The 19,749-nt window shown below is 45.9% G+C and carries 17 protein-coding genes and 1 other RNA gene; 9 read left to right on the plus strand and 9 right to left on the minus strand.

All coding sequences use genetic code 11. From position 1 onward, the window contains the following. Positions 1–74: 74 nt before the first annotated feature. From CLV98_RS09380 to CLV98_RS09405, 6 genes are all read left to right on the plus strand, one after another. Positions 75–2,147, plus strand: a complete 2,073-nt coding sequence (locus CLV98_RS09380) for a hypothetical protein (protein ID WP_109674072.1) — start codon at positions 75–77, stop codon at positions 2,145–2,147. Between the two features lie 93 nt (positions 2,148–2,240). Further along, positions 2,241–3,104 (plus strand): DUF2279 domain-containing protein, encoded by an 864-nt coding sequence (locus tag CLV98_RS09385; protein ID WP_229203294.1) that lies wholly within the window; start codon positions 2,241–2,243, stop codon positions 3,102–3,104. A gap of 69 nt (positions 3,105–3,173) precedes the next feature. Next, a complete protein-coding gene (locus tag CLV98_RS09390) occupies positions 3,174–4,157 on the plus strand; it encodes a Smr/MutS family protein (RefSeq protein WP_109674074.1) in 984 nt (327 codons plus the stop codon). Between the two features lie 94 nt (positions 4,158–4,251). Beyond that, a complete protein-coding gene (locus tag CLV98_RS09395; RefSeq protein ID WP_109674075.1) occupies positions 4,252–5,592 on the plus strand; it encodes a DUF4403 family protein in 1,341 nt (446 codons plus the stop codon). 109 nt (positions 5,593–5,701) lie between these two features. Continuing rightward, positions 5,702–6,106, plus strand: an RNA gene (rnpB, locus tag CLV98_RS09400) — RNase P RNA component class A. 51 nt (positions 6,107–6,157) lie between these two features. After that, positions 6,158–7,663, plus strand: a complete 1,506-nt coding sequence (locus CLV98_RS09405; RefSeq protein ID WP_109674076.1) for an OmpA family protein — start codon at positions 6,158–6,160, stop codon at positions 7,661–7,663. Between the two features lie 314 nt (positions 7,664–7,977). Here CLV98_RS09405 and corA read toward each other — a convergent pair whose 3' ends face one another. Next, positions 7,978–9,102: a magnesium/cobalt transporter CorA gene (gene corA, locus CLV98_RS09410; RefSeq protein WP_109674077.1), complete on the minus strand. Its 1,125-nt coding sequence runs from the start codon at positions 9,100–9,102 to the stop codon at positions 7,978–7,980. A gap of 6 nt (positions 9,103–9,108) precedes the next feature. Next, positions 9,109–9,960 carry a universal stress protein gene (locus CLV98_RS09415; RefSeq protein WP_109674078.1) on the minus strand — a complete coding sequence of 284 codons (852 nt, stop codon included), beginning with the start codon at positions 9,958–9,960 and terminating at the stop codon, positions 9,109–9,111. A gap of 381 nt (positions 9,961–10,341) precedes the next feature. Here CLV98_RS09415 and CLV98_RS09420 point away from each other — a divergent pair, with 381 nt between their 5' ends. Next, on the plus strand, positions 10,342–11,739 hold the full coding sequence (locus CLV98_RS09420; RefSeq protein ID WP_109674079.1) for a dicarboxylate/amino acid:cation symporter: 1,398 nt from the start codon (positions 10,342–10,344) through the stop codon (positions 11,737–11,739). Between the two features lie 13 nt (positions 11,740–11,752). Continuing rightward, on the plus strand, positions 11,753–12,106 hold the full coding sequence (locus CLV98_RS09425) for a Spx/MgsR family RNA polymerase-binding regulatory protein (RefSeq protein ID WP_211320003.1): 354 nt from the start codon (positions 11,753–11,755) through the stop codon (positions 12,104–12,106). A gap of 34 nt (positions 12,107–12,140) precedes the next feature. On the opposite strand, the gene CLV98_RS09430 is transcribed toward CLV98_RS09425, so the two are convergent. Next, the gene (locus CLV98_RS09430; protein WP_146202253.1) at positions 12,141–12,788 is read right to left on the minus strand and encodes a hypothetical protein; all 648 of its coding nucleotides are present in this window, start codon (positions 12,786–12,788) and stop codon (positions 12,141–12,143) included. Positions 12,789–12,838: 50 nt separating this feature from the next. Continuing rightward, positions 12,839–14,050, minus strand: a complete 1,212-nt coding sequence (locus CLV98_RS09435; RefSeq protein ID WP_109674081.1) for a class I SAM-dependent methyltransferase — start codon at positions 14,048–14,050, stop codon at positions 12,839–12,841. A gap of 198 nt (positions 14,051–14,248) precedes the next feature. Between CLV98_RS09435 and acs the strand changes: the two genes are divergently transcribed. Beyond that, positions 14,249–16,138 (plus strand): acetate--CoA ligase, encoded by a 1,890-nt coding sequence (acs, locus tag CLV98_RS09440; RefSeq protein WP_109674082.1) that lies wholly within the window; start codon positions 14,249–14,251, stop codon positions 16,136–16,138. Between the two features lie 97 nt (positions 16,139–16,235). On the opposite strand, the gene CLV98_RS09445 is transcribed toward acs, so the two are convergent. Genes CLV98_RS09445 through rsmI form a run of 5 tightly spaced genes read right to left on the minus strand, consistent with a single transcriptional unit; the run spans position 16,236 to position 19,714 of the window. Next, positions 16,236–16,391, minus strand: coding sequence for a FeoB-associated Cys-rich membrane protein (locus CLV98_RS09445; protein WP_109674083.1), 156 nt, complete (start codon positions 16,389–16,391; stop codon positions 16,236–16,238). A gap of 14 nt (positions 16,392–16,405) precedes the next feature. Beyond that, a complete protein-coding gene (locus tag CLV98_RS09450; RefSeq protein ID WP_310588710.1) occupies positions 16,406–16,951 on the minus strand; it encodes a YfiT family bacillithiol transferase in 546 nt (181 codons plus the stop codon). Positions 16,952–16,989: 38 nt separating this feature from the next. Further along, complete coding sequence (locus CLV98_RS09455) at positions 16,990–17,781, minus strand: inositol monophosphatase family protein (protein ID WP_109674084.1); 792 nt, start codon at positions 17,779–17,781, stop codon at positions 16,990–16,992. Beyond that, positions 17,747–18,982, minus strand: a complete 1,236-nt coding sequence (locus tag CLV98_RS09460; protein ID WP_109674085.1) for a lipoprotein N-acyltransferase Lnb domain-containing protein — start codon at positions 18,980–18,982, stop codon at positions 17,747–17,749. Before CLV98_RS09460 ends, CLV98_RS09455 begins: the two co-directional genes overlap by 35 nt. Positions 18,983–19,021: 39 nt before the next feature. Further along, positions 19,022–19,714, minus strand: coding sequence for a 16S rRNA (cytidine(1402)-2'-O)-methyltransferase (gene rsmI / locus CLV98_RS09465; protein WP_109674086.1), 693 nt, complete (start codon positions 19,712–19,714; stop codon positions 19,022–19,024). Between the last annotated feature and the right edge of the window lie 35 nt (positions 19,715–19,749).

A 19,749-nucleotide genomic window follows, 5' to 3' on the forward strand; every position in this document is an offset into this window, starting at 1 on the left:
GAACGCAAGTTAAGGGCTTAACTTGCGTTCCTTATTATTTTAGGTATTGATAAACCCGCCCTTTAAAGGCTAATATGGTACATTCAGAACTGCTTTTTCAAACTCCTCCTTGGTTTTTGGTCCTCTGTATATTGGCTGGGGCCGCCTATGCGCTATTACTTTACAGGCCAGTAGGGCCATGGGGTGCCCGATGGAACTGGTTTTTGGCTGGAGTACGGGGTTTTTTGATCGCTTTTATTGTCTTTTTATTGCTGAATCCCTTGGTAAGGAATACCACAACCCTTACCGAAAAGGCCAAGATCGTTTTGGCTATCGACAATTCGGCCTCTATGGCTCCATATGCCCAGGAAGTTAGGGCGCTAGCTAAGTCCTTGTCCAGCCAGCTGGAGGAAAAAGACTTTGACGTTAGCTGGCAGTCATTAAACGAAAATAATGTCAACCTCGATAGCCTCCAATTTGACTTTCCTGAAACGGATCTATCGACCTTATTAGCTACTGTGAAAAGGCAGTACGAAGGGCAGCACCTGACCGATTTGGTCCTTATTTCGGACGGGATCGTTAACCGAGGCCTTTCACCCATCTATAAGCCAATGCCTTTTCGGGTCAATACCCTCGCCTTGGGCGATACTACCCCGGTGGCCGACCTTCGGGTTTCCGAAGTGGTCCATAATAAGGTGGCTTACCTAGGCAATAAGTTTCCCATTAAAGTGGAGCTCGTAGGACAAGGGCTGGAAGGGAAGCGGGCCACAGTATTATTAAAGCATGGCGGTAAAGTTCTGGAAAGCCGGTCTGTCGGTATTGATCGTAAGGAATATTATCAGGAATTAACTTTTGAGGTTACTTCTACAGAAAAGGGCGTTCAGCGCTATACGGTGTCGGTGGTGCCTGTTAGTGGCGAGTACTCCAAGGAAAATAATGATAAGGATGTCTATATCGATATTATTGATGGGCGGCAGCGGATTCTATTACTTGGTGCAGTCCCTCATCCTGACCTCAAAGCCTTAAAGGCGATATTGGAGTCCGACGATAATTATGAGGTAGTTTCACAGGTATTGTCGGTGAATGCCACCCTGCCCAAATCGGCCAAACCCTACGATCTGGTGATTTTGCATCAGATCCCCAATAACATGAATATTGGAAATCAACTTATCAGTAACTTCCGGGAAACTAATACACCCTTATTATTCGTTTTAGGAAACCAATCTAGTACCTCGGCTTTCAATACCTTGAACCAAGCACTACAGATCGTGGAGAATGGAAATCAAAAGGATTTGGTTCGAGGGAAATATAATACTTCCTTTCATCTATTAAATCTTGATGAAAAGGAGCTAGATGTGCTGGGCAAGCTTCCACCTTTGAGTGTCCCATTTGGCGATTACCAGATTCGGACTGGTGCTGAGGCTATACTGTATCAGCAAGTTGGAAGCGTGCCGACCACCAAGCCCTTGCTATTGGTACGGATGGCCGATGGGAATAAAACGGGAGTTTTGACGGGGGAAGGCCTATGGGCCTGGAGGCAAGAGGAGTTTTTGTTGACTGGTCAGCAAGAGGTAGTCGATAAGTTATTTAAAAAGTTGGTTCAGCTTTTGTCTGTCAAAGAGGATAAACGAAAATTTAGGGTGTACCCTGTCAAAAATGAGTACCTAGAAGGTGAAACGGTCGACTTTCGGACAGAAGTTTACAACCAGGTGTATGAATCCGTGTATGGGAACGATATAAAATTGGAGTTGGCCGATGGCCAGCATTCCCCTAAGTCCTACAATTACCGAGTGAGCAAGGAAATGCCGAAATATCAGATCAGTGCCTTGGATAATGGGGTTTATCGCTTTAAAGCTTCAGCGAATATCGATGGTGCAAATGAAGAAGTCACAGGTCAATTTATAATAAAAAAGCAGGATTTGGAACAAGGTAGCACCACCGCCGATTTTGGTTTGCTGCGAGAGGTGGCTCAAAATAATGGGGGGACGTTCCTTGAAAAAGAGGGGATAGCGTCTTTTGTTGAGAACTTGCAAGCAAATAGGCCTGCCGATAGGCTGGATGTTGCCGAACGGCTGCAGGGGATCATTCATTACTGGTGGATAGCCCTGTTGATTATCTTACTGATGACCATGGAATGGGGTTTGAGGAAGTACTTGGGCGCTTATTAAATGAGATTCTAAAGGTTGTATGCCTTATAAACATATGGCCAAAATATAATGGTAGGTAGAAGGGTTTTTATAATTTTCTTTATTTTATTGTCAATGGTGGCGAAGCAAGGCTGGGCCCAGTCCGATTCGCTACAGGTCGACACCACTGAGCAGCGGCCCAATTACCGAAGGTTAAGGGCCATTTTTGCCGGGCAATCCATCTTGTATGCGGGCACGCTAGTAGGGCTTAGTAAGGCCTGGTATAAGAACGACCCCACCCATTTTAAAATCAAGGATGACACTTATGAGTGGTTACAAATGGACAAAATGGGGCATCTTTACACATCCTACCAAATTGCCCGGCATACCGCCGCTATTTATAAAACGGCTGGGATTTCCAAAAGGCAGATGATCGTTTATGGCGCTGTTTCTGGTATTATCTTTCAGACGCCCATCGAAATTTTAGATGGCTTTTCTCCCGACTACGGTTTTTCGCCAGGCGATATGATAGCTAATGTGGCTGGCTCAACCCTTTTCTATGGCCAGATGGCCCTATGGGATGAAATTCGTATTCAACCCAAATTCTCTACCCATTTTACGGGGTACTCCAAGGTAAGGCCAGGGCTACTAGGAGAAACTCCAGCCGAAAGACTTTTAAAGGATTATAATGGGCAAACGTATTGGTTTTCAGGGAGTCCCAAGTCTTTTTTGCCTGGGAGCAAATGGCCGGCTTGGCTGTGTTTGTCGGTAGGCTATGGAATCGATGGGATGGTATCGGCCGAAACTAACCTAAGCAGGGAGATGGGCTATAAGCCAGGCCGACAGTTTTACCTATCGATTGATGTCGATCTCACCAAGCTCAATACGCGTAGCAAGTTCCTTAAAACCCTTGCTTTTATAACCAATTCCATCAAAATTCCCGCCCCGGCACTGGTAGTCAGCGGTAAAGGAATACAATTCGCCCCGTTATATTTTTAAATAAAAGGGCTATCGATGGGGATTATCAAGAAGTACCTATTTTAGCATAATTATAAAATTGAATCATATATGAATATTGGAGATAAGGTCAGGTTGGTGCATGGTAGGGAAGAGGGCATTATTTATGCCTTTCTACCCGGAAATGTCGTTGAAGTGGAGATAGAAGACGGTTTTAGGATACCGGTATTACGAAACGAGCTAGTGACGATTTCGCCCGTAGAATCGCAGAGGTTGGGCAAAACGGCCCAAGGTATACAACCCCGAAAAGAGTCGGATCATGTGTTTAAGGCTCCGGCTCCTTTTGCAGAGAAAGGAGTGTATTTGGCCTTTGTGGCGGTAAACGATCGGGCGGTGACGGTCCATTTAATCAATAATTCGGATTGGATGCTTCCTTTTACGGCCACCAGTTTCGATGGGAAAACCCACCAAGGACTAGCCGCTGGTGCATTGCAAGCGCGTAGTAGTCAGAAGCTTTCGGAATTTCAGATGAAAGACTTCGAGGCTTGGCCGGTGTTTGAGTTTAACTTTTTGTTTTACAGAGAGGGCCATTATGAATTGCCCCTCCCTATGAACAAGAAAATGAAATGTAGGGCTCAGTCGTTTTATAAAAGCAAGCGCCGTGCTCCCTTGTTAGATAAGGATGCCTACGTGTTTCAGCTCGATCAGGAGGGATTGAAGCAGGCCGAACCCCAACCAGTGGAAGGGCTGTCGGAGCGCCTAAGAGAGAAGATGATGGGAGGCGAAACGGTTGAGAATGAGCCGCTAGAGACTCCTACCGATGTGATCGATTTACATATCGAAAAGCTCAGTCCGGCGGATTCCGGAATTTCCAAAGACCAGATACTCACCAAGCAATTGGCCGCCTTCGAGAGCTGCCTGGAGCGGGCAATAGCCGGTGGTATGAGCGAAATTACCTTTATCCATGGAGTGGGTAGTGGGGCCTTGAGGGACGAAATCCACAGGCGTCTCAGCAAAAATAAAGAGATCAATTATTTTAAAGACGCCCAAAAAGAAAAGTTTGGCTACGGTGCTACCCTTGTTAAAATTAAATAGAATCAAATGGTCGTCTCCGACGGGGACGGCCATTTATGGATTGATCTTTGTTCTGATAGGCTGTACGTCAAAATTTACAACACCCCCGTCTCCCATGGAAGCATACCAGTACAGTGATGAGCAGGTTTCGAAGGAAAGTCACCTGTCCTATTTGAATTTGCCGGTCGAAATACCCCTGCAAGAGATTGAAGATCAGCTAAATGCCAAGATATCGGGACTGATTTACGAAGATAATAGCTATCAGGACGATCATGAGGATAATTTGAAAGCCAAAATATGGAAGTTGAGTCCTATAAAAATGGTAGGGATAGACTCCTCGTTTTTGTTTGAAGTACCTCTAAAGATCTGGGCCAGTGCTGGTTATAAATTTAGTCCGCTCGGGATTACCGTATCGGGATATAAGGATACCGAATTTGCCATTCGGATACGCTTTATCTCTACACTCTCCGTTTCCAAAGATTGGGAGGTGCACAGTGAAACGATCGTCGAAAGCTACGATTGGATCACCGAACCCAATATACAGATTGCGGGATTCAAGGTTCCTGTCAAGAGTATGATCAGTAGGATCCTCAACCGCAATGCTACCAAAATTAGTGAGAACATAGACCAGCAAGTCGCTAAGGGGATTGAGCTCAAGAAATATGCCAAGGAGGCGTGGAACCTCGTTCAAAAGCCCGTGCTAATAGCCCCCGAATACCATACCTGGTTGACGGTCGTTCCTAAGGCAGTACTGATGACCCCCCTCTCGGCTCAGCACGGTGTTCTGCGTTCTGTTATTGGTATTCAAGGCGAAACGCAAACCTTAACTTCTTCTACTGCCCCTGTCGTTCAGCCTGTTAAAAACCTGCCTATGCTGAAGTTGGTGTCGCAGGTGCCGGAGCATTTCCGCGTAGCGCTGATGAATCGTATCAGTTATGAGGAGGCTTCTAAATTGGCCGATGCCCAATTTCGAGGACAGGAGTTTTCTTTTTTGGGAGGGAAATATAAGGTTACGGTGGCATCCATTGCCCTCTATGGACAAAATAATAAAATGGTAATAAAGGCGGAATTGAAAGGAGGGCTCAATGGTACCATATTCCTGAAAGGAGTGCCTTTTTTTGACCCAGCATCTCAAACATTGTCCTTTAAAGACTTGGATTATGACCTACAGACCAAGAACGCCTTGGTAAAGGCGGCGGATTGGTTGTTACAGGGCCAGTTCGCAAAAAGTATGCAAAAAAGAATGGTATTCCCTATTGGAGAACAGATTTTGGAGACCCAAACGAATATGCAGGCGGTTTTAAAGGAACTTCAAGTATTTGATGGTGTGACGGTAAAGGGTCAATTGGATGAGATCAAACCCGATAGGGTCTATTTAACACCCGAACATATTTGTGCGGTGGTCTTTGCTAACGGCCGGGTAGGCCTAAGTGTTAAGGGGTTGAAGAATTTTTAACTTTTCTTAGAATCGGTATGGGTAGGAAGTAACCAGTAAAATTTTAGTTTTATGATATCTTATATATAGATCAAAGGAAAGTATTTCTTAGCTTTGCAGCTGAACAAAGGGTCTAAGCCGTTCTACCGCCGCGGTTTTGGCCGGGGAGGAAAGTCCGGACAGCATAGAGTGCCGTACTTCTTAACGGGAAGGCAGCTGGTTGGAAACGTCCAGTTGACAGCAAGTGCCACAGAAAATATACCGCCTGGCATATTTTTTATATCAGGTAAGGGTGAAAAGGTGGGGTAAGAGCCTACCGCTCGATTGGCAACAAACGAGGCAGGGTAAACCTTACGGGCTGAAAGATCAAATAGGTGCTGGTTAGTGAGGTTACTCGCCTCCGTCTCCCTTGGGAGGCATCAGCATGGGTAGATCGTTAGAGGCTGTGGGTGACTGCAGTCCTGGATAAATGGTAGAAGTTTCGTAAAATTCGTTTTACGAAATACAGAATCCGGCTTACAGGCTTATACTTTTTGTTTTATTTAAATTAATAGTGAATAATTGAATCACATAACTGGTGTTTCCCATGAAGAAAAAGAATCTTTACATTGCTATCGCTTGTTTGTCCCTATTAAGTTTAAACACTTCTGCTCAGAATAGAACATACGATGGACCAAATAAGATGAATACTTGGTCTATTACTGGCTATGGTGGTATTACCAAATTTTTTGGCGATTTGAAGGAATATGACTTCAAACTCGGCGAGAATGAAAAACTAACTGGCGGTTGGGGGCTCTCCGTTAATAAGCAATTGTCACCTATATTTGGAGTTCAACTCACTGGGTACAACGGGCAGCTTCAGGGTTCTAAAATGGGGGTTCAAAGCTCCATTACGGGCAACACCTACAATGCCAGCTTCAACAGCCCCTCTTTCATCCAACTGACTTTGGATGGAACCGTAAATCTTAACCGCTTGCTTTTGGGGCCGAATAAAATGCGGCACTGGAAAATTGATGCACACCTTGGTGGTGGTATCATGTATTACCATACCGACCTAAAGTATTCGAATTTGGACACTGGCGTGAGCGGAGAATTCTCTTCTAACACCAATGCAAGTTCTAAGACTGCCGGTACCTGGGAACGAAACGGATCCACATACACACGCGAATGGGTAGTTCCAGCTGGTCTAGCCGTTCACTACGAGCTTTCTCCCCGTTTCGATTTGGGTGTTGACTTTACTTACAGCTATGTAAATACCGAAAAGTTGGACCTTACAGTGGGTGGACTATCCGACTACCAGTCACAAGCCGGAATCTGGACTTTTGCGAAGGGCGATTCGAAAAACGATGGCTGGGGAATGGCTTCTATAGCTTTGACCTATAAGCTGGGTAAGAACCCCGTAAAGTCTAAAGATGGCGTGTACAATACTGAGAGTGGTCGCTACCACCTGCGTTGGGCCGATCCTAAGTCGTTGATCCCCGTGCCGTACAATCCTACCTTGGATGATGCGGATTCCGTTGCAAAAGCCAATATGCCTAAGCCTGTCGATCCTCGCTTGTATACGGATAGCGATGGTGATGGAGTTGCCGACCTTTTCGATAAAGAAGCCAATACCCCTATGGGAAGTATCGTTTCTGGGGGTGGGGTAGCCATGGACTTGGACAAAATTATCCGTGATGCCATTAAGAATAACCTTCCAAAAGACGAATGTGAAGCCTTATTCTCTAATATAGAGTTTGATACCGATAAAGCAATTATCCGTAACGCTTCTAAGGAGACTTTGAGCAAAGTAGTAGAGCTCTTGAACATGCGTGTTAACTGTAGAATTGTGTTGGTAGGACATACCGATGCGCGCGCTAGCGATAGCTATAACGTAGCCCTATCGCGTCGTCGGGTAGACGCCGCTAAGAGATTCTTGATTCGCGCTGGTTTGCAAGATCCTAGCCGCATCATCGCTGAGTACTATGGTGAGTTGAGACCCATTGCCGACAACAGCAGTGTCGAAGGTCTTCAGTCGAACCGTCGTGTGGAGATCAAAATTCTTCCTCAAAACAGCATCCGTTCTACCTATCCTGCTGGTTTCAGAAAATAAGGAATCAGAATTATCATAGGATCCAAAAAAAAGCGTATCGATCTCGATACGCTTTTTTTTGTGGCTCAGGGGCCCCAGAAGAGGGTAAGGTTCGGGTCGGGTGGCGCATGGTGCCGGCGGTAGTTGGGCTTGAAGCAAGGTATCACTATAGCCTCTCATGCCCCAATTAGTAAAACCTGCTGGCCCTCAGGGGGGGAATAATGTTTTCGGCCGACTAGGGCTGCGGCCTCCCGGGTTGGTTAGGTCGGAGGCCCTACCAACCTAGGTGATGCAGGACTAAGTTTTCGAATTGATTTGGTAACGACTATCAGGACTCAAAGCCATTTTTTCTTTTTGAAATAGAACAACATTCCCAGGGTGGTGGCCCCCATTAGCAGCCAAGTCCAGAAATATCCATTCTTGAAGTGGAGTTCGGGCATATTGTCGAAATTCATACCATACACCCCTACAATGAAGGTAAGGGGCATAAATACCGCTGAAAATACCGTAAGGGTCTTCATGACGGAGTTCATCCGGTTGCTGGCCGTAGAAAGATGCACATCGGCCAAGCTGGCTAGTAGGTCGCGGTAGGAGTCGATCGTTTCCACGATTTGCATGACATGGTCGTGGAGGTCGCGGTAATAGGGGACCGTGTCGCGGCTTACAAATCGGTTTTCTTCACGCATCAATTGGACGATCATCTCCCGGAGCGGCCATATCATCCTTCGAGAAGTGGTAAGCTCACTCCGTAGCAGATACAGGTCCTTTAGCGATAAATGCTCCGACTCACTCAACACGGCCTCTTCGAGCGCGTCCAAATTGTCGCCCAGCTGCTCCAGGCATATAAAGTAATGATCGACGATAATGTCCATCAAGGCAAACAGGAGATAGTCGGCTCCATTGGTGCGCGTCTTGCCAATAGAGGCTTTGAGTCTGGTGAGTACTGGTTCAAAGATATCGCCAGTGAGCTCCTCCTGGAAGGATATGAGCCGGCGGTCGGCGAGTACGAAGCTAACATGCTCAAAAGAAAGGCTAAAGGGTTGGGACTCTTCTACGTGCATCATTTTTAAGGTGAGGAAAACATATTCGTCTTCATACACCTCAAGCTTAGGCTTATGCTCCGTGTACACGATGTCCTCCATCACCAGGGGGTGCAGCCGGTATATCTGTCCTATCTTCTCAATAAGCTTCGAATCGTGGATCCCATTGACGTCGAGCCACGATATCAGGGTAGGGTCCAGGGTAGCTGGGTAGCACTCCTGAATCGATTTGGCTACCTTATTATTAAAAACCGTCTCGTTAAAGGCGATTTTTCTGATTTCGGTTTTAAGAGGTACAGAAGGTCCCACATAGGTAACGGTCCCCGGCGATGTGAGCAGGTTCTCGTTACCATAATGTTGTTTTTTACGCCCTCCCTTTTTAGATAAGGCCTTTTTGGTTGCGGGGTGCTTCTGTGTCAAAACGGTTTATTTTCGGTGATACACCAATAGTGGTATATGGGTGTCTAGAATTAGCCTTTTGGTAAGGCCAGGATTAATCAAATGCTCCTCCAAAAAGGAACGCTCCCTAGAGGAAACGACGATAAGGTCGGCGTCGGCATCGTCACAATATTTCTCAATACCTTCCATCACATGTTTGGCATTGCGCTGCACAAACACATCGTCGGGTAATTGGAAGGTGTCTTTCATTTCTTGCAAATATTGACCATCTGGCTGGATATCCATTTGGCTCGGGCTGTTGATCTTAAGAAACTGTATATTGGCCCCCATGATTCTGGAGAAGGATAATACTTGCTCCAGGTTGCTGTTTTCGTCAAACTCCAGTTGGGTGGCATACACGATTTCCCGGAAAGCTTTTGGGCTGCTCTGTGGTGGGATAATCATTACTGGGCAGGGGGTATGCAAGGCAATGGAGGTAGCCGAACTGCCTATGAGTTTGTCCAGAAACCCACCCTCACCAGTACGTCCTACCACAATAAGGTCTGGTGCTTGCTCTTTTACCACGGTGTCTACCGCCGACTTTACGGACCCATATTGCCAGAAGGCCTGAGCCTGATAGCCCTCTTGGATGAGTTGGGCCTCAATACTGGATAGTTTATTTTTGAATTCGGACTCTAGCTCTGTGGTCAAAGCCATGGCGTCGGGAGAGCCTACAGCCGTTATCATTCCTCCATCGGAGGCACCTATATTGGCATAATAGGGCTTGTAAGCATGCATGACCAATAAAGATGAATGGTATTTGGAGGCTATAATTTTGGCAGCATCCAGTGCTTTCTGGGCATTTTCAGAGAAATCAATGGGGATCAGTATCTTTTTCATGAGTCTGCAGGTTTCGGTGGATATTAATAGCATTCCATACGTTCTTCGTACTTCTCACAATGATAATCAATAATGGTGCCAACCTTAAATGACCTTCGTCAGGTAATTTACAGATTTTAAACTCATAATTATTTAGTAATATTGCTTAATTGTTGAGACAATTATTTTTCCTAGCTTTTGGTGATAACGGCATATCTTGGAAATACCTTAGGAATGTTCTATGAATTTTGTAATTATAGGTATGAATATACCAAAAAGGATAGATTAATGATAATTTATTTGGTCATAATCTGAGTATGCAACCTGAAATGATGCCGTAGTTTAGGCTATTTTTCCTAAGTTTACCGTTGTTAACCGCTAATTCAATCCTAATCTAGTTTTATGAAGAGTAAAATTACCCTGCTGAATATCGTATTATGCTTCGTAGCGGCAGTCGCATCCTTGTTAAATGCTTATGATCTGGTGTCGATACCGGAAACCTTTTTGATGTCGATTCGATGGGCTGCATTAGTAGGGTTAATCGTATATGCTGTATTAAAGAAAAACCTAACCACCTCTATTCTGATCTCCATGTTGGTGGGGACCGAAATAGGTTACGACTTCCCGGATGTAGGAATTCAAGTGCATTTTCTGCGCCAAATATTCCTACAAATGATCAAAACCGTAATTGCCCCCTTGCTATTCGCAACCTTGGTGGCCGGTATTGCCGGGCATTCGGATCTGAAACAAGTCGGAAGAATGGGCTGGAAATCGCTTTTGTATTTTGAAGTCGTTACCACCTTTGCCTTGTTGATCGGGCTATTTTTTGCTAATTGGTTTAAGCCGGGCGAGGGGATTATTCCTCCAGAAGCCCTCAATGTGGTATTGCCCCATGCCGAAAATCAAACCTGGCAGGAAATTATCCTCCATTCCTTCCCCGAAAATATTGCCAAGTCCATCTATAACGGGGAGGTATTACAGATCGTCGTCTTCAGTGTGTTATTTGGAGTAAGTCTTGCCCTTTTACCCGCCGACAAAAAAGCGAAGTTTGTTGGGGGAGTAGAGCTGTTGGCCGAAGTGATGTTTAAGTTTACCAAAATTATCATGCTTTTTGCTCCGATTGGGGTGGGTGCAGCCATAGCCGAAACGGTGGGGCATATGGGCATAGACGTTCTCAAAAACTTGGCCCTATTATTGGCTACGCTTTATGTCGCTTTGGTGGCTTTTGTACTGTTGGTATTCGTTCCTATCATGCTTTTTGCACGTATACCGATCATCAAGTTTGTAAAGACTATCTTCGAACCCGTTTCCATCGCCTTCGCTACTACCAGTTCCGAATCGGCCTTGCCCAAAGCCATGGAGAAAATGGAGAAGTTTGGGGTTCCCCGGCAGATCGTATCTTTCGTTATGCCTACTGGTTATAGCTTCAACTTGGACGGCTCCACCTTGTACCTTGCACTGGCGACGGTCTTTGTGGCACAGGCTACTGGTACCGAAATGACCCTGGGTGAGCAGCTTACTATGGTACTCCTTCTGATGCTAACTAGTAAAGGGGTGGCCGGTATACCACGTGCTACGCTGGTAATATTGCTAGGTGCCATCGCTAACTTTGGGATGCCAGAGTGGCCTGTACTATTGATTATGGGTATCGATGAGCTAATGGACATGGCCCGCACATCGGTGAACGTGGTAGGGAACTGTCTGGCTACGGCTGTAGTGGCGCGTTGGGAAGGAGAGCTTGACGATGAGAAGATGCAAAATTCCGATCTTATATTAGAGACGGAAGCTACAAACGTCTAAATCGCTATTGAATATGTTGACTTTATATGGAATTCCGAATTGCAATACCGTTAAAAAAGCACGGGTATGGCTGGAAGAAAACGAAGTGGCCTATACTTTTCACGATTTTAAGAAAAAGGGGGTCGATGCCGATAAGATAGGACAATGGATGGAACAGGTTCCCTGGACCGAGCTTATTAATAAGGCGGGTACTACCTGGAAGAGGCTTACAGAGGAAGAAAAACTAAGCGTTCAGACTCCCAGCGATGCTGCCAAAATGATGATGGAGCGTACTTCCATGATCAAACGGCCTATCATTGAAGATGAACAGGGGGTTATTCGAACCCGTGGATTTTCAGAGGAAGTTTTTAAGAAGGCATTTTTATAAATAAGGGGCGCTGCATTTCAGCGCCCCTTTTGTGTTATTTTGGCAATCTGGATTTTTGAAGCTCCAAGGCCTTCTGTTTATTCTGTAGGTCGGTAAGCGACATCTCTATCTCCGATCTGTTTTTGTTAAGCTCCTCTCTGAGCTCCGCCAATTTCTTCTCGGCTTTCTCTATGTCCTTGGTAAGATCTTCACCGTCTTTTATAAGCTTTTTATGCTTCTTTTCGGTCTCTGAAAAGGCATCATCTGCCACTTGTACCTCGTTCATCACGGCTGCCTTATCGGCAAAGTCTTTGAGGATGGACTCCGTGCTGGTGTAGTTGGCCCCGGAGTATTGTTGGATGTATTGCCCATCTACTTTCAAAGCCAAAAATACCTGCGATTGCCCCTTCGTTGGGGAGCTTACCTCACTCAAAATAGTTACAGGGTTAGCCGATATTTGAGGAATGGAGGCCTTTTCTACCGTTACTACGCCGCGCTTTTCCTTAGCCTTTCCAAATTTCGAGAGGTACTCCGTCCAGTACTCGGTAAGCTGTTTCTCCGAAATGCTTTGGTTGAGCAGAAGCCCTAGATACTCCGTTTTATTGATGTTTTTCTTTCCAGGATAGACACTCTGTGCCTTCAATTGGCCAAAAGCCATGAGAACCATAAGGCTCAAGAATAGGGTTATGTTCCTTTTCATCATTGTGTTGGGTTAAAATTTAAACTGTTGAGTGATATAAACTAAATGTTGGTTCAGCACTTCTTCGTTACTAGTACCACCTTTTTATGATTAGAAAGTGTAGTTGCAAACAAATAGGTGTCGCCACCTTCCTTTAGACGTAATTTTTTGCGTAGGTCATTCACCGTCCCAGGAAAGTTTCTTATTGTTACATTTGCCTGCCCCGTAGGGAGGTGTTTTTTTAGTTCTTTGGCATCAGGTTTGCAAACTTCCAATATTTCAAAACTGCGTCCTGGGAAGCCCTCCGCCAAAGATTCGGAGGTGTATAGGTGGCTCGATGGCGCTAGTTTGCCGACCTCAAACTTAGGGCCTAGCATGCGGAAAGCGCCTCCTTTAAGTAATGCGGCATGCGGCTCGTAAAGATACCGCTGAGGGTCTTTATATGCTATAAGGGCCTGTTGCTCGTCATGCATATTGAAATCAAGGCTAGCCATCGCTTTTCCTTCCTGATCCAATAGCCGCACTTTTCGTATAGGGTCCTGCTGTAGGGTATCCCGCCTGAGGACGAACAACAGTTCCTTACATTCATTTCCCAGTCCAATGGCATAGACCTCCGAAACACATCCTAAGGCCTTAACCGCACCGGTTATATCGAGTAAGGGAGAAGTTTTGAGCAAAATATTGGGGGCCTGAGCAAACAATACCGGAAGATGCGCCAGAATGTCGGGGGTACAGTCGGTAAGGCGTACTACCTTTTCCTTTTGAGTGCCACGGCGGGCTGGGTCGGCATATATCCAGTCGACGGGCTCCGAAAACTCCTTGACAAAAGTTAAGAAGTCACCATGAAACACGGTGGTTTGCGTGGCCATGAGTACGTTAAAGTTATGGGCTGCTACTTGGCTTACTTCTGGATTTATCTCGCAGTAATAGCTACGGTCAAAACCCTGACTCATGTAAAAATGATCGATACCGGTACCGCCGGTAATGTCCAGTAGTGTTGATCCCGACATAAGGCTTGCTTTGAAACGGGCGGCTGCCTCCGAAGAGGCCTGTTCGATGGATAGGGCCGGTGGAAACACCAGGGAATCGTTGGCATACCATTCTGGCAGCTTCTTCTTGGCCTTTTGACGCGCTAAAATCTGTTGCCCAAGCTTCCGAATATTAAGATGGGGGAAGGTATGGGCTTTTAGGATTAATTCGTTAATATCAATAGTCAGATGGCTTTGAATAAAATCCTTTTCTGTTGGTGTGAGTGTAATTTCAGCCTGTGGTCGTTCTGTTTTCATTTAAAATCACCCTCACTGGGCTAGGTCATCTTCTTTGAGACATATGTATACGGCTTATGCCTCGGTATCTAATTGTCTGCAATATACGATGGAGATCCTTTCTACCCTAAATGAAATTTTTATTTAAGTAGGACTAACCAGTTGAAAATTATAAATTCACCCCGAAATTCCTTATACCCAATAAAACCAATTAGAATTATGAGAATACAGACCTTTGAACAATATCAAGAGGCTTACAATCAAAGTGTCGAAGACCCAGAAGGATTTTGGGCCGAAATCGCCCAGCAGTTTACTTGGAGAAAACCTTGGAAAAAGGTTTTAAACTGGAACTTCAATGAAGGGGTAACCAAGTGGTTTGAAGGAGGTGAATTAAATATTACCGAAAATGCTTTGGACCGGCATTTGGCGGAAAGGGGAGAGCAATCGGCGATCATTTGGGAGCCTAACGATCCCGACGAACGTTCGGTCGAAATTTCCTACCGCGTTTTGCATGATAGGGTATGTCGATTTGCCAATGTTCTAAAAAAGCATGGGGTTCAAAAAGGAGATAGGGTATGTATTTATTTGCCTATGGTACCCGAGCTCGCCGTGGCGGTGTTAGCTTGTGCGCGTATAGGGGCTATTCATTCGGTAGTTTTCGGGGGGTTTTCGGCCAAGTCTATTGCCGACAGGATCAATGACGCGCAGTGCGGGATGGTGATCACCTCCGATGGAGCCTTTAGAGGTCCTAAGGTTATTCCTATGAAGGAGACCGTCGACGACGCCCTGGAGCAATGTAACAGTGTGAAGAATGTGATCGTGATGGCGCGTACCCGAACTCCCGTCTCGATGCTTAAGGGACGTGACCTATGGTGGGAAGAGGAAGTGAAGCATGTGGACTCTATTTGCCCTGCTGAGCCTATGAATGCCGAGGACCCTCTCTTTATTTTGTACACGTCCGGCTCTACGGGCAAGCCCAAAGGAGTGGTGCATACCTGTGGAGGCTATATGGTGTATGCCACCTACACCTTTACCAATGTTTTTCAATATGAACCTGGGGAAGTGCATTTCTGTACCGCCGATATAGGTTGGATCACCGGTCATAGTTATATTGTGTATGGTCCGCTGTGCTCAGGGGCCACTTCACTTATTTTTGAAGGAGTACCTACCTTTCCCGATGCCAGCCGTTATTGGAAAATCGTTGAGAAACACAAGGTAAATATTCTCTATACTGCTCCTACAGCCATCCGTTCTTTAATGGGCTATGGATTACACTTTGTAAAAGATCATGATCTCTCTTCACTTACCAAGCTAGGTTCGGTTGGGGAGCCTATCAACCAGGAAGCCTGGCATTGGTTCAAAATCAATATTGGACGCAATATTTGTCCATTAGTGGACACTTGGTGGCAAACCGAAACGGGAGGTATTATGATCGCGCCCTTAGCGGGGATCACTCCTGAGAAGCCATCTTTTGCCACACTACCATTACCTGGCGTGCAGCCCGTGTTGGTCGATGAAAATGGTAATGTTTTGGAAGGAAATGGCGTTTCAGGAAATTTGTGCATTAAGTTTCCCTGGCCCGGAATCATTCGTACGATTTACGGGGATCAGCTACGTAACAAGCAGACGTATTTTTCTACTTACGAAGGCATGTACTTTACGGGCGATGGTTGCCTTCGCGACGAAGATGGCTACTACCGCATTACGGGTAGGGTCGATGACGTATTAAACGTGTCGGGCCATAGGATAGGTACTGCCGAAGTAGAAAACGCCATCAATATGCATTTGGGCGTGGTGGAATCGGCCATAGTGGGCTATCCGCACGATATTAAGGGGCAGGGTATCTACGCCTTTATTATTACCGACCAAAAACCGGAGGATCCCGAAATGTTCCGAAAGGGTATTGCCGCTACGGTTTCTCGAATTATAGGGCCTATCGCCAAACCCGATAAGATCCAATTCGTAAGTGGCTTGCCAAAAACACGATCAGGGAAAATTATGCGACGAATTTTGAGGAAAATTTCTGAGGGCCAGTTTGATAGCCTGGGAGATACTTCTACGCTATTAGATCCCGCCGTTGTAGAGGAGATTAAAGAAGGAGCCTTGTAGTGCTCATATAACCTGCAGTTAAAAAGGCCGGTTGGGATTCGTCCCGACCGGCCTTTTTAGTATAGTAATGATCCTCGTTTTTTGTTTGACATTTCACCTAGGCCTTTTTGATGGACCCTTTCTGCGGACTACAGCCACAGCCCTTGCCGCAACCTGAGCCTTGCTCAATGGATAGGGCCTTATATAACCTCCAGCCCATAAACCCTACGGCCGCCGCAAATAATACTAAAACAATGATACTTTGACTGTCCATGCCCTTTCAACAGATTATGCTTGCCAATTGTTCCGGGCTGCCAAGTGGAATACTTGTTGGTAATGATGTTCACTGTGCCAGGCGTACTGGGCTATTACTTCATCGAGTCTAAATACCTTCCCCGCTTCTGGGTGGGTGTAGGTTCGGGCCATATCGGCAGCGTTCATGGAGTTGAGGAGCAACACCCAGCGTAGGTGTATGTAGCGTATTAGCTGGGTGGACAAATCGATGGGGGCCGTTTTCGCATCTGGCAATTCCGCCCAAAGCGCCTCCTCATATGGCTTAATTACCGGGTTCTCCTCCGTAAGGGCGAGCCTAAAACGCGTATAGGCATTCATATGGCTATCGGCCACATGATGTACTACCTGTCGTACCGTCCAGCCATCGGGGCGATAAACGGTGTTGAGCTTTTCGGCGTTCCAGTTGCCTAGTAAGTTTATGAATTTTGATGGGAGTGCGCTGATAATCTGTATATTGGTTCTGATGTCGGATTCGCTATAGCTGGGCTGGGGGCTGAATCGCCCGATGGGATATTTTAAATTTTCTAGTTCCATCATCATGTAGGTAAGCGTTAATATGGTTTAAAAATAATATCCTATTAAAAATGAGCGCGGATGGTCTCCATCAATTCCTGTTGAGAACCGCAGCCGGCCACAATGTTTCCACCAAAAAGGTAGCTGTCCCCTCCATTGAAGTCGGTCACGGTGCCTCCTGCTTCTTGAATGAGCAATACGCCAGCGGCCATGTCCCACGACTTCAAATTGTACTCGTAGAAGCCCTCAAAACGCCCTGCGGCTACATAGGCTAAGTCTACGGCTGCTGCCCCTAGTCGACGTACCCCATGGGTTTTTTGCATGAGCAATTCGAGTATATACATATACCTTTTTTGTTTTTCAAAGGTATAGTAGGGGAAACCTGTAGCGATAAGGCTTTCGTCTAACCTGCTTACAGACGATACCTGGAGCTTTTTACCATTGCACCAGGCTCCTCCACCTTGCCATGCCGAAAAGAGCTCGTCTCTACTTGGTTCATGTATCACCCCCAATAGCACTTCCTTTCCACGAGCCAAGGCTACACTGACACAATAAATCGGAAGCCCATGTATGAAATTGGTGGTGCCGTCCAAGGGGTCTATGATCCAGTTTAAGGCGGTTGGGTCGGGCTCCATACCCGACATGCCTTCTTCGGTAATAAAGCTTGCTTCAGGCAGCAGGGCCTTAAGTTCTTTGATGAGCAGCTTTTCGGCCTCCTTGTCTACATAGGAAACCATATTGTTAATGTCTTTGTACTCAATTTTTTCCTTCGAAAACTCCGCAGCTTCCTTTTGTATGAAGGCCGATGCCAGCTTCACGATATCAATGGTCTTCTTTGTGAGCAGTTCTAGGTTCATGTTGCATTTCCCCTTCTATGGGGATGTTAGAAAGTGAATTGTTAATATAGTATACCCTGGTAATTAACATGACCAGTATCGGAATGAGTACTAGATTATGCTTCTCTAGGATTCCGGTAGCACAAAGTAGGAGAAATCCATAAAAAACCAAAAAGAACTGAAACCATACGGGTCTTTTGTTTTTAGAAAACATATACACGATGGGAATCCACAAGGGGAAGGCCCATAAGATATCGAAGTTGAAACTCGTAACACCGTGATTGGTACCGAACCACAGCAAGAGTATAAACCAGCCCATTACCCCACAAATAGTGAAGAGGATTTTGTCTAGTATAAAATTGAGTTTGTTCTTTTTGATCTGCCAAACGGTAAACAGAACCACTAAGACGGCCAATGCCCAGAAGGTGTTTTTAGGAGTGAATACGGTTTCATAGGCTACCGGACTGGCGGCATACAGGATGGTTTCGTTCGCTACGAGTGGAACGGTCAGCGAATCGGTTTTTAGGGTGGCGGCAGCAAATGCGGCCGAAAGGTTATCGGGTAAAAACGTGGCTTGCATGGGACTGGCCAACTCGTCGGAAGGGGCGCCTATGGCCAGATCCATCCCGAAGTCGGCCCATGGGTTTTGTACATAGGCATACTTGTCGATCCATTCCCGGAAACTTCTTTTTTCGGCCGTATAACCCGGGTAGATTAGGCTATCGCCACAGGCCATTTGTAATGCCAGGCCGAGTCGGGTAGCACAATTGTCAAAGAAAAACTTGTATTGGTATTCTCTGTTTTCGGGTAAGTAGTTGGTTTCTAGGTACTGATATAGCTTTTCTTTTTGAGAGGGGGAAAGGTTCAGTACTTGCTGCTTGATGGAGCGGTTTTCGGACTGCCAATAAGCCGCTTGTGGGGCCAATGGGGCCACAGAAATGGTATAAGGTAAGGTGCCGCGTAGAAATTTAACATAAAAATTCCCAGTCTCAAAACTAAATGTCCCGTAGCTATAAGCCCGGTCCATGCCCGTAGCCGGGTCGCTAAACCACAGTACACTATGGCCGAAACCGGAATATAATTCGGTGCCTGGGCCTACGGTTACCAAGCTTACTCTGGCATCGGGACTTAAGGTTTGAGCCTGTGTGATGGCTCCTGGAAGGATGAACAGGAGGGTCGTCCAAACAATATAAAAAACGAATGATTTTCTCTGATAAAACATGGCTGTCGTAGATGGTAATGGTATCTTTTTAGGATCGGGTCAGTTTTCTTGATTTTTTTTGCCAGAAGGTTTTCCTCCTAACACAATCACAATTTCACCTTTTATTGTCTTACTTTCAAAATAAGCGATTACTTCTGATAAGGTACCCCGAACATTTTCTTCATAAATTTTGGACAGCTCCCTGGATACGCTTACGGGCCGATCGGCTCCGAAAAATTCAGAAAACTGTTGTAGCGCCTTAAGTAAACGGTGGGGCGACTCATAGAAGATCATGGTTCGCTCTTGGTCCACCAGGTTCTGTAATCGTGTCTGCCGTCCTTTTTTATGGGGCAAAAAACCCTCAAATACGAAGCGGTCGGTCGGTAATCCAGAGTTAACCAATGCAGGCACGAAGGCGGTTGGTCCGGGGAGGCATTCTATGGCAATGTCTTCCTGTATACAGGCTCTTACGAGCAAGAATCCCGGGTCGGAAACTGCCGGTGTTCCAGCATCCGAAATCAGGGCCATGGTTTCGCCCTTTTTGATACGGTCCATAACCCGTGCTACTGACTGGTGTTCATTATGAATATGGTAGCTGAGCATAGGCTTGGAAATGCCCAGGTGTTTTAACAAATTCCCAGAAGTACGGGTGTCTTCTGCTAGGACTACGTCGACGGATTTGAGTATATTGATGGCCCGCAAGGTGATGTCCTCCAGATTTCCAATTGGGGTAGGGACTATATAAAGTTTCATGATGGCATTCAAAAAAAACGACCCTTAGGTCGGTT

Origin of the sequence: Dyadobacter jejuensis, from assembly GCF_003149085.1 — a bacterium.
GTDB classification, from domain to species: domain Bacteria; phylum Bacteroidota; class Bacteroidia; order Cytophagales; family Spirosomataceae; genus Dyadobacter; species Dyadobacter jejuensis.

Coding starts and splice junctions, on each gene's coding strand:
- CLV98_RS09405 (WP_109674076.1), top strand. CDS start 6,158: ATGAAGAAAAAGAATCTTTACATTGCTATCGCTTGTTTGTCCCTATTA.
- CLV98_RS09385 (WP_229203294.1), top strand. CDS start 2,241: ATGGTGGCGAAGCAAGGCTGGGCCCAGTCCGATTCGCTACAGGTCGAC.
- CLV98_RS09380 (WP_109674072.1), top strand. CDS start 75: ATGGTACATTCAGAACTGCTTTTTCAAACTCCTCCTTGGTTTTTGGTC.
- CLV98_RS09395 (WP_109674075.1), top strand. CDS start 4,252: ATGGAAGCATACCAGTACAGTGATGAGCAGGTTTCGAAGGAAAGTCAC.
- CLV98_RS09420 (WP_109674079.1), top strand. CDS start 10,342: ATGAAGAGTAAAATTACCCTGCTGAATATCGTATTATGCTTCGTAGCG.
- CLV98_RS09455 (WP_109674084.1), bottom strand. CDS start 17,781: ATGAACCTAGAACTGCTCACAAAGAAGACCATTGATATCGTGAAGCTG.
- CLV98_RS09430 (WP_146202253.1), bottom strand. CDS start 12,788: ATGATGAAAAGGAACATAACCCTATTCTTGAGCCTTATGGTTCTCATG.
- CLV98_RS09460 (WP_109674085.1), bottom strand. CDS start 18,982: ATGTTTTATCAGAGAAAATCATTCGTTTTTTATATTGTTTGGACGACC.
- rsmI (WP_109674086.1), bottom strand. CDS start 19,714: ATGAAACTTTATATAGTCCCTACCCCAATTGGAAATCTGGAGGACATC.
- CLV98_RS09450 (WP_310588710.1), bottom strand. CDS start 16,951: ATGATGATGGAACTAGAAAATTTAAAATATCCCATCGGGCGATTCAGC.
- CLV98_RS09435 (WP_109674081.1), bottom strand. CDS start 14,050: ATGAAAACAGAACGACCACAGGCTGAAATTACACTCACACCAACAGAA.
- acs (WP_109674082.1), top strand. CDS start 14,249: ATGAGAATACAGACCTTTGAACAATATCAAGAGGCTTACAATCAAAGT.
- CLV98_RS09415 (WP_109674078.1), bottom strand. CDS start 9,960: ATGAAAAAGATACTGATCCCCATTGATTTCTCTGAAAATGCCCAGAAA.
- CLV98_RS09445 (WP_109674083.1), bottom strand. CDS start 16,391: ATGGACAGTCAAAGTATCATTGTTTTAGTATTATTTGCGGCGGCCGTA.
- CLV98_RS09425 (WP_211320003.1), top strand. CDS start 11,753: ATGTTGACTTTATATGGAATTCCGAATTGCAATACCGTTAAAAAAGCA.
- CLV98_RS09390 (WP_109674074.1), top strand. CDS start 3,174: ATGAATATTGGAGATAAGGTCAGGTTGGTGCATGGTAGGGAAGAGGGC.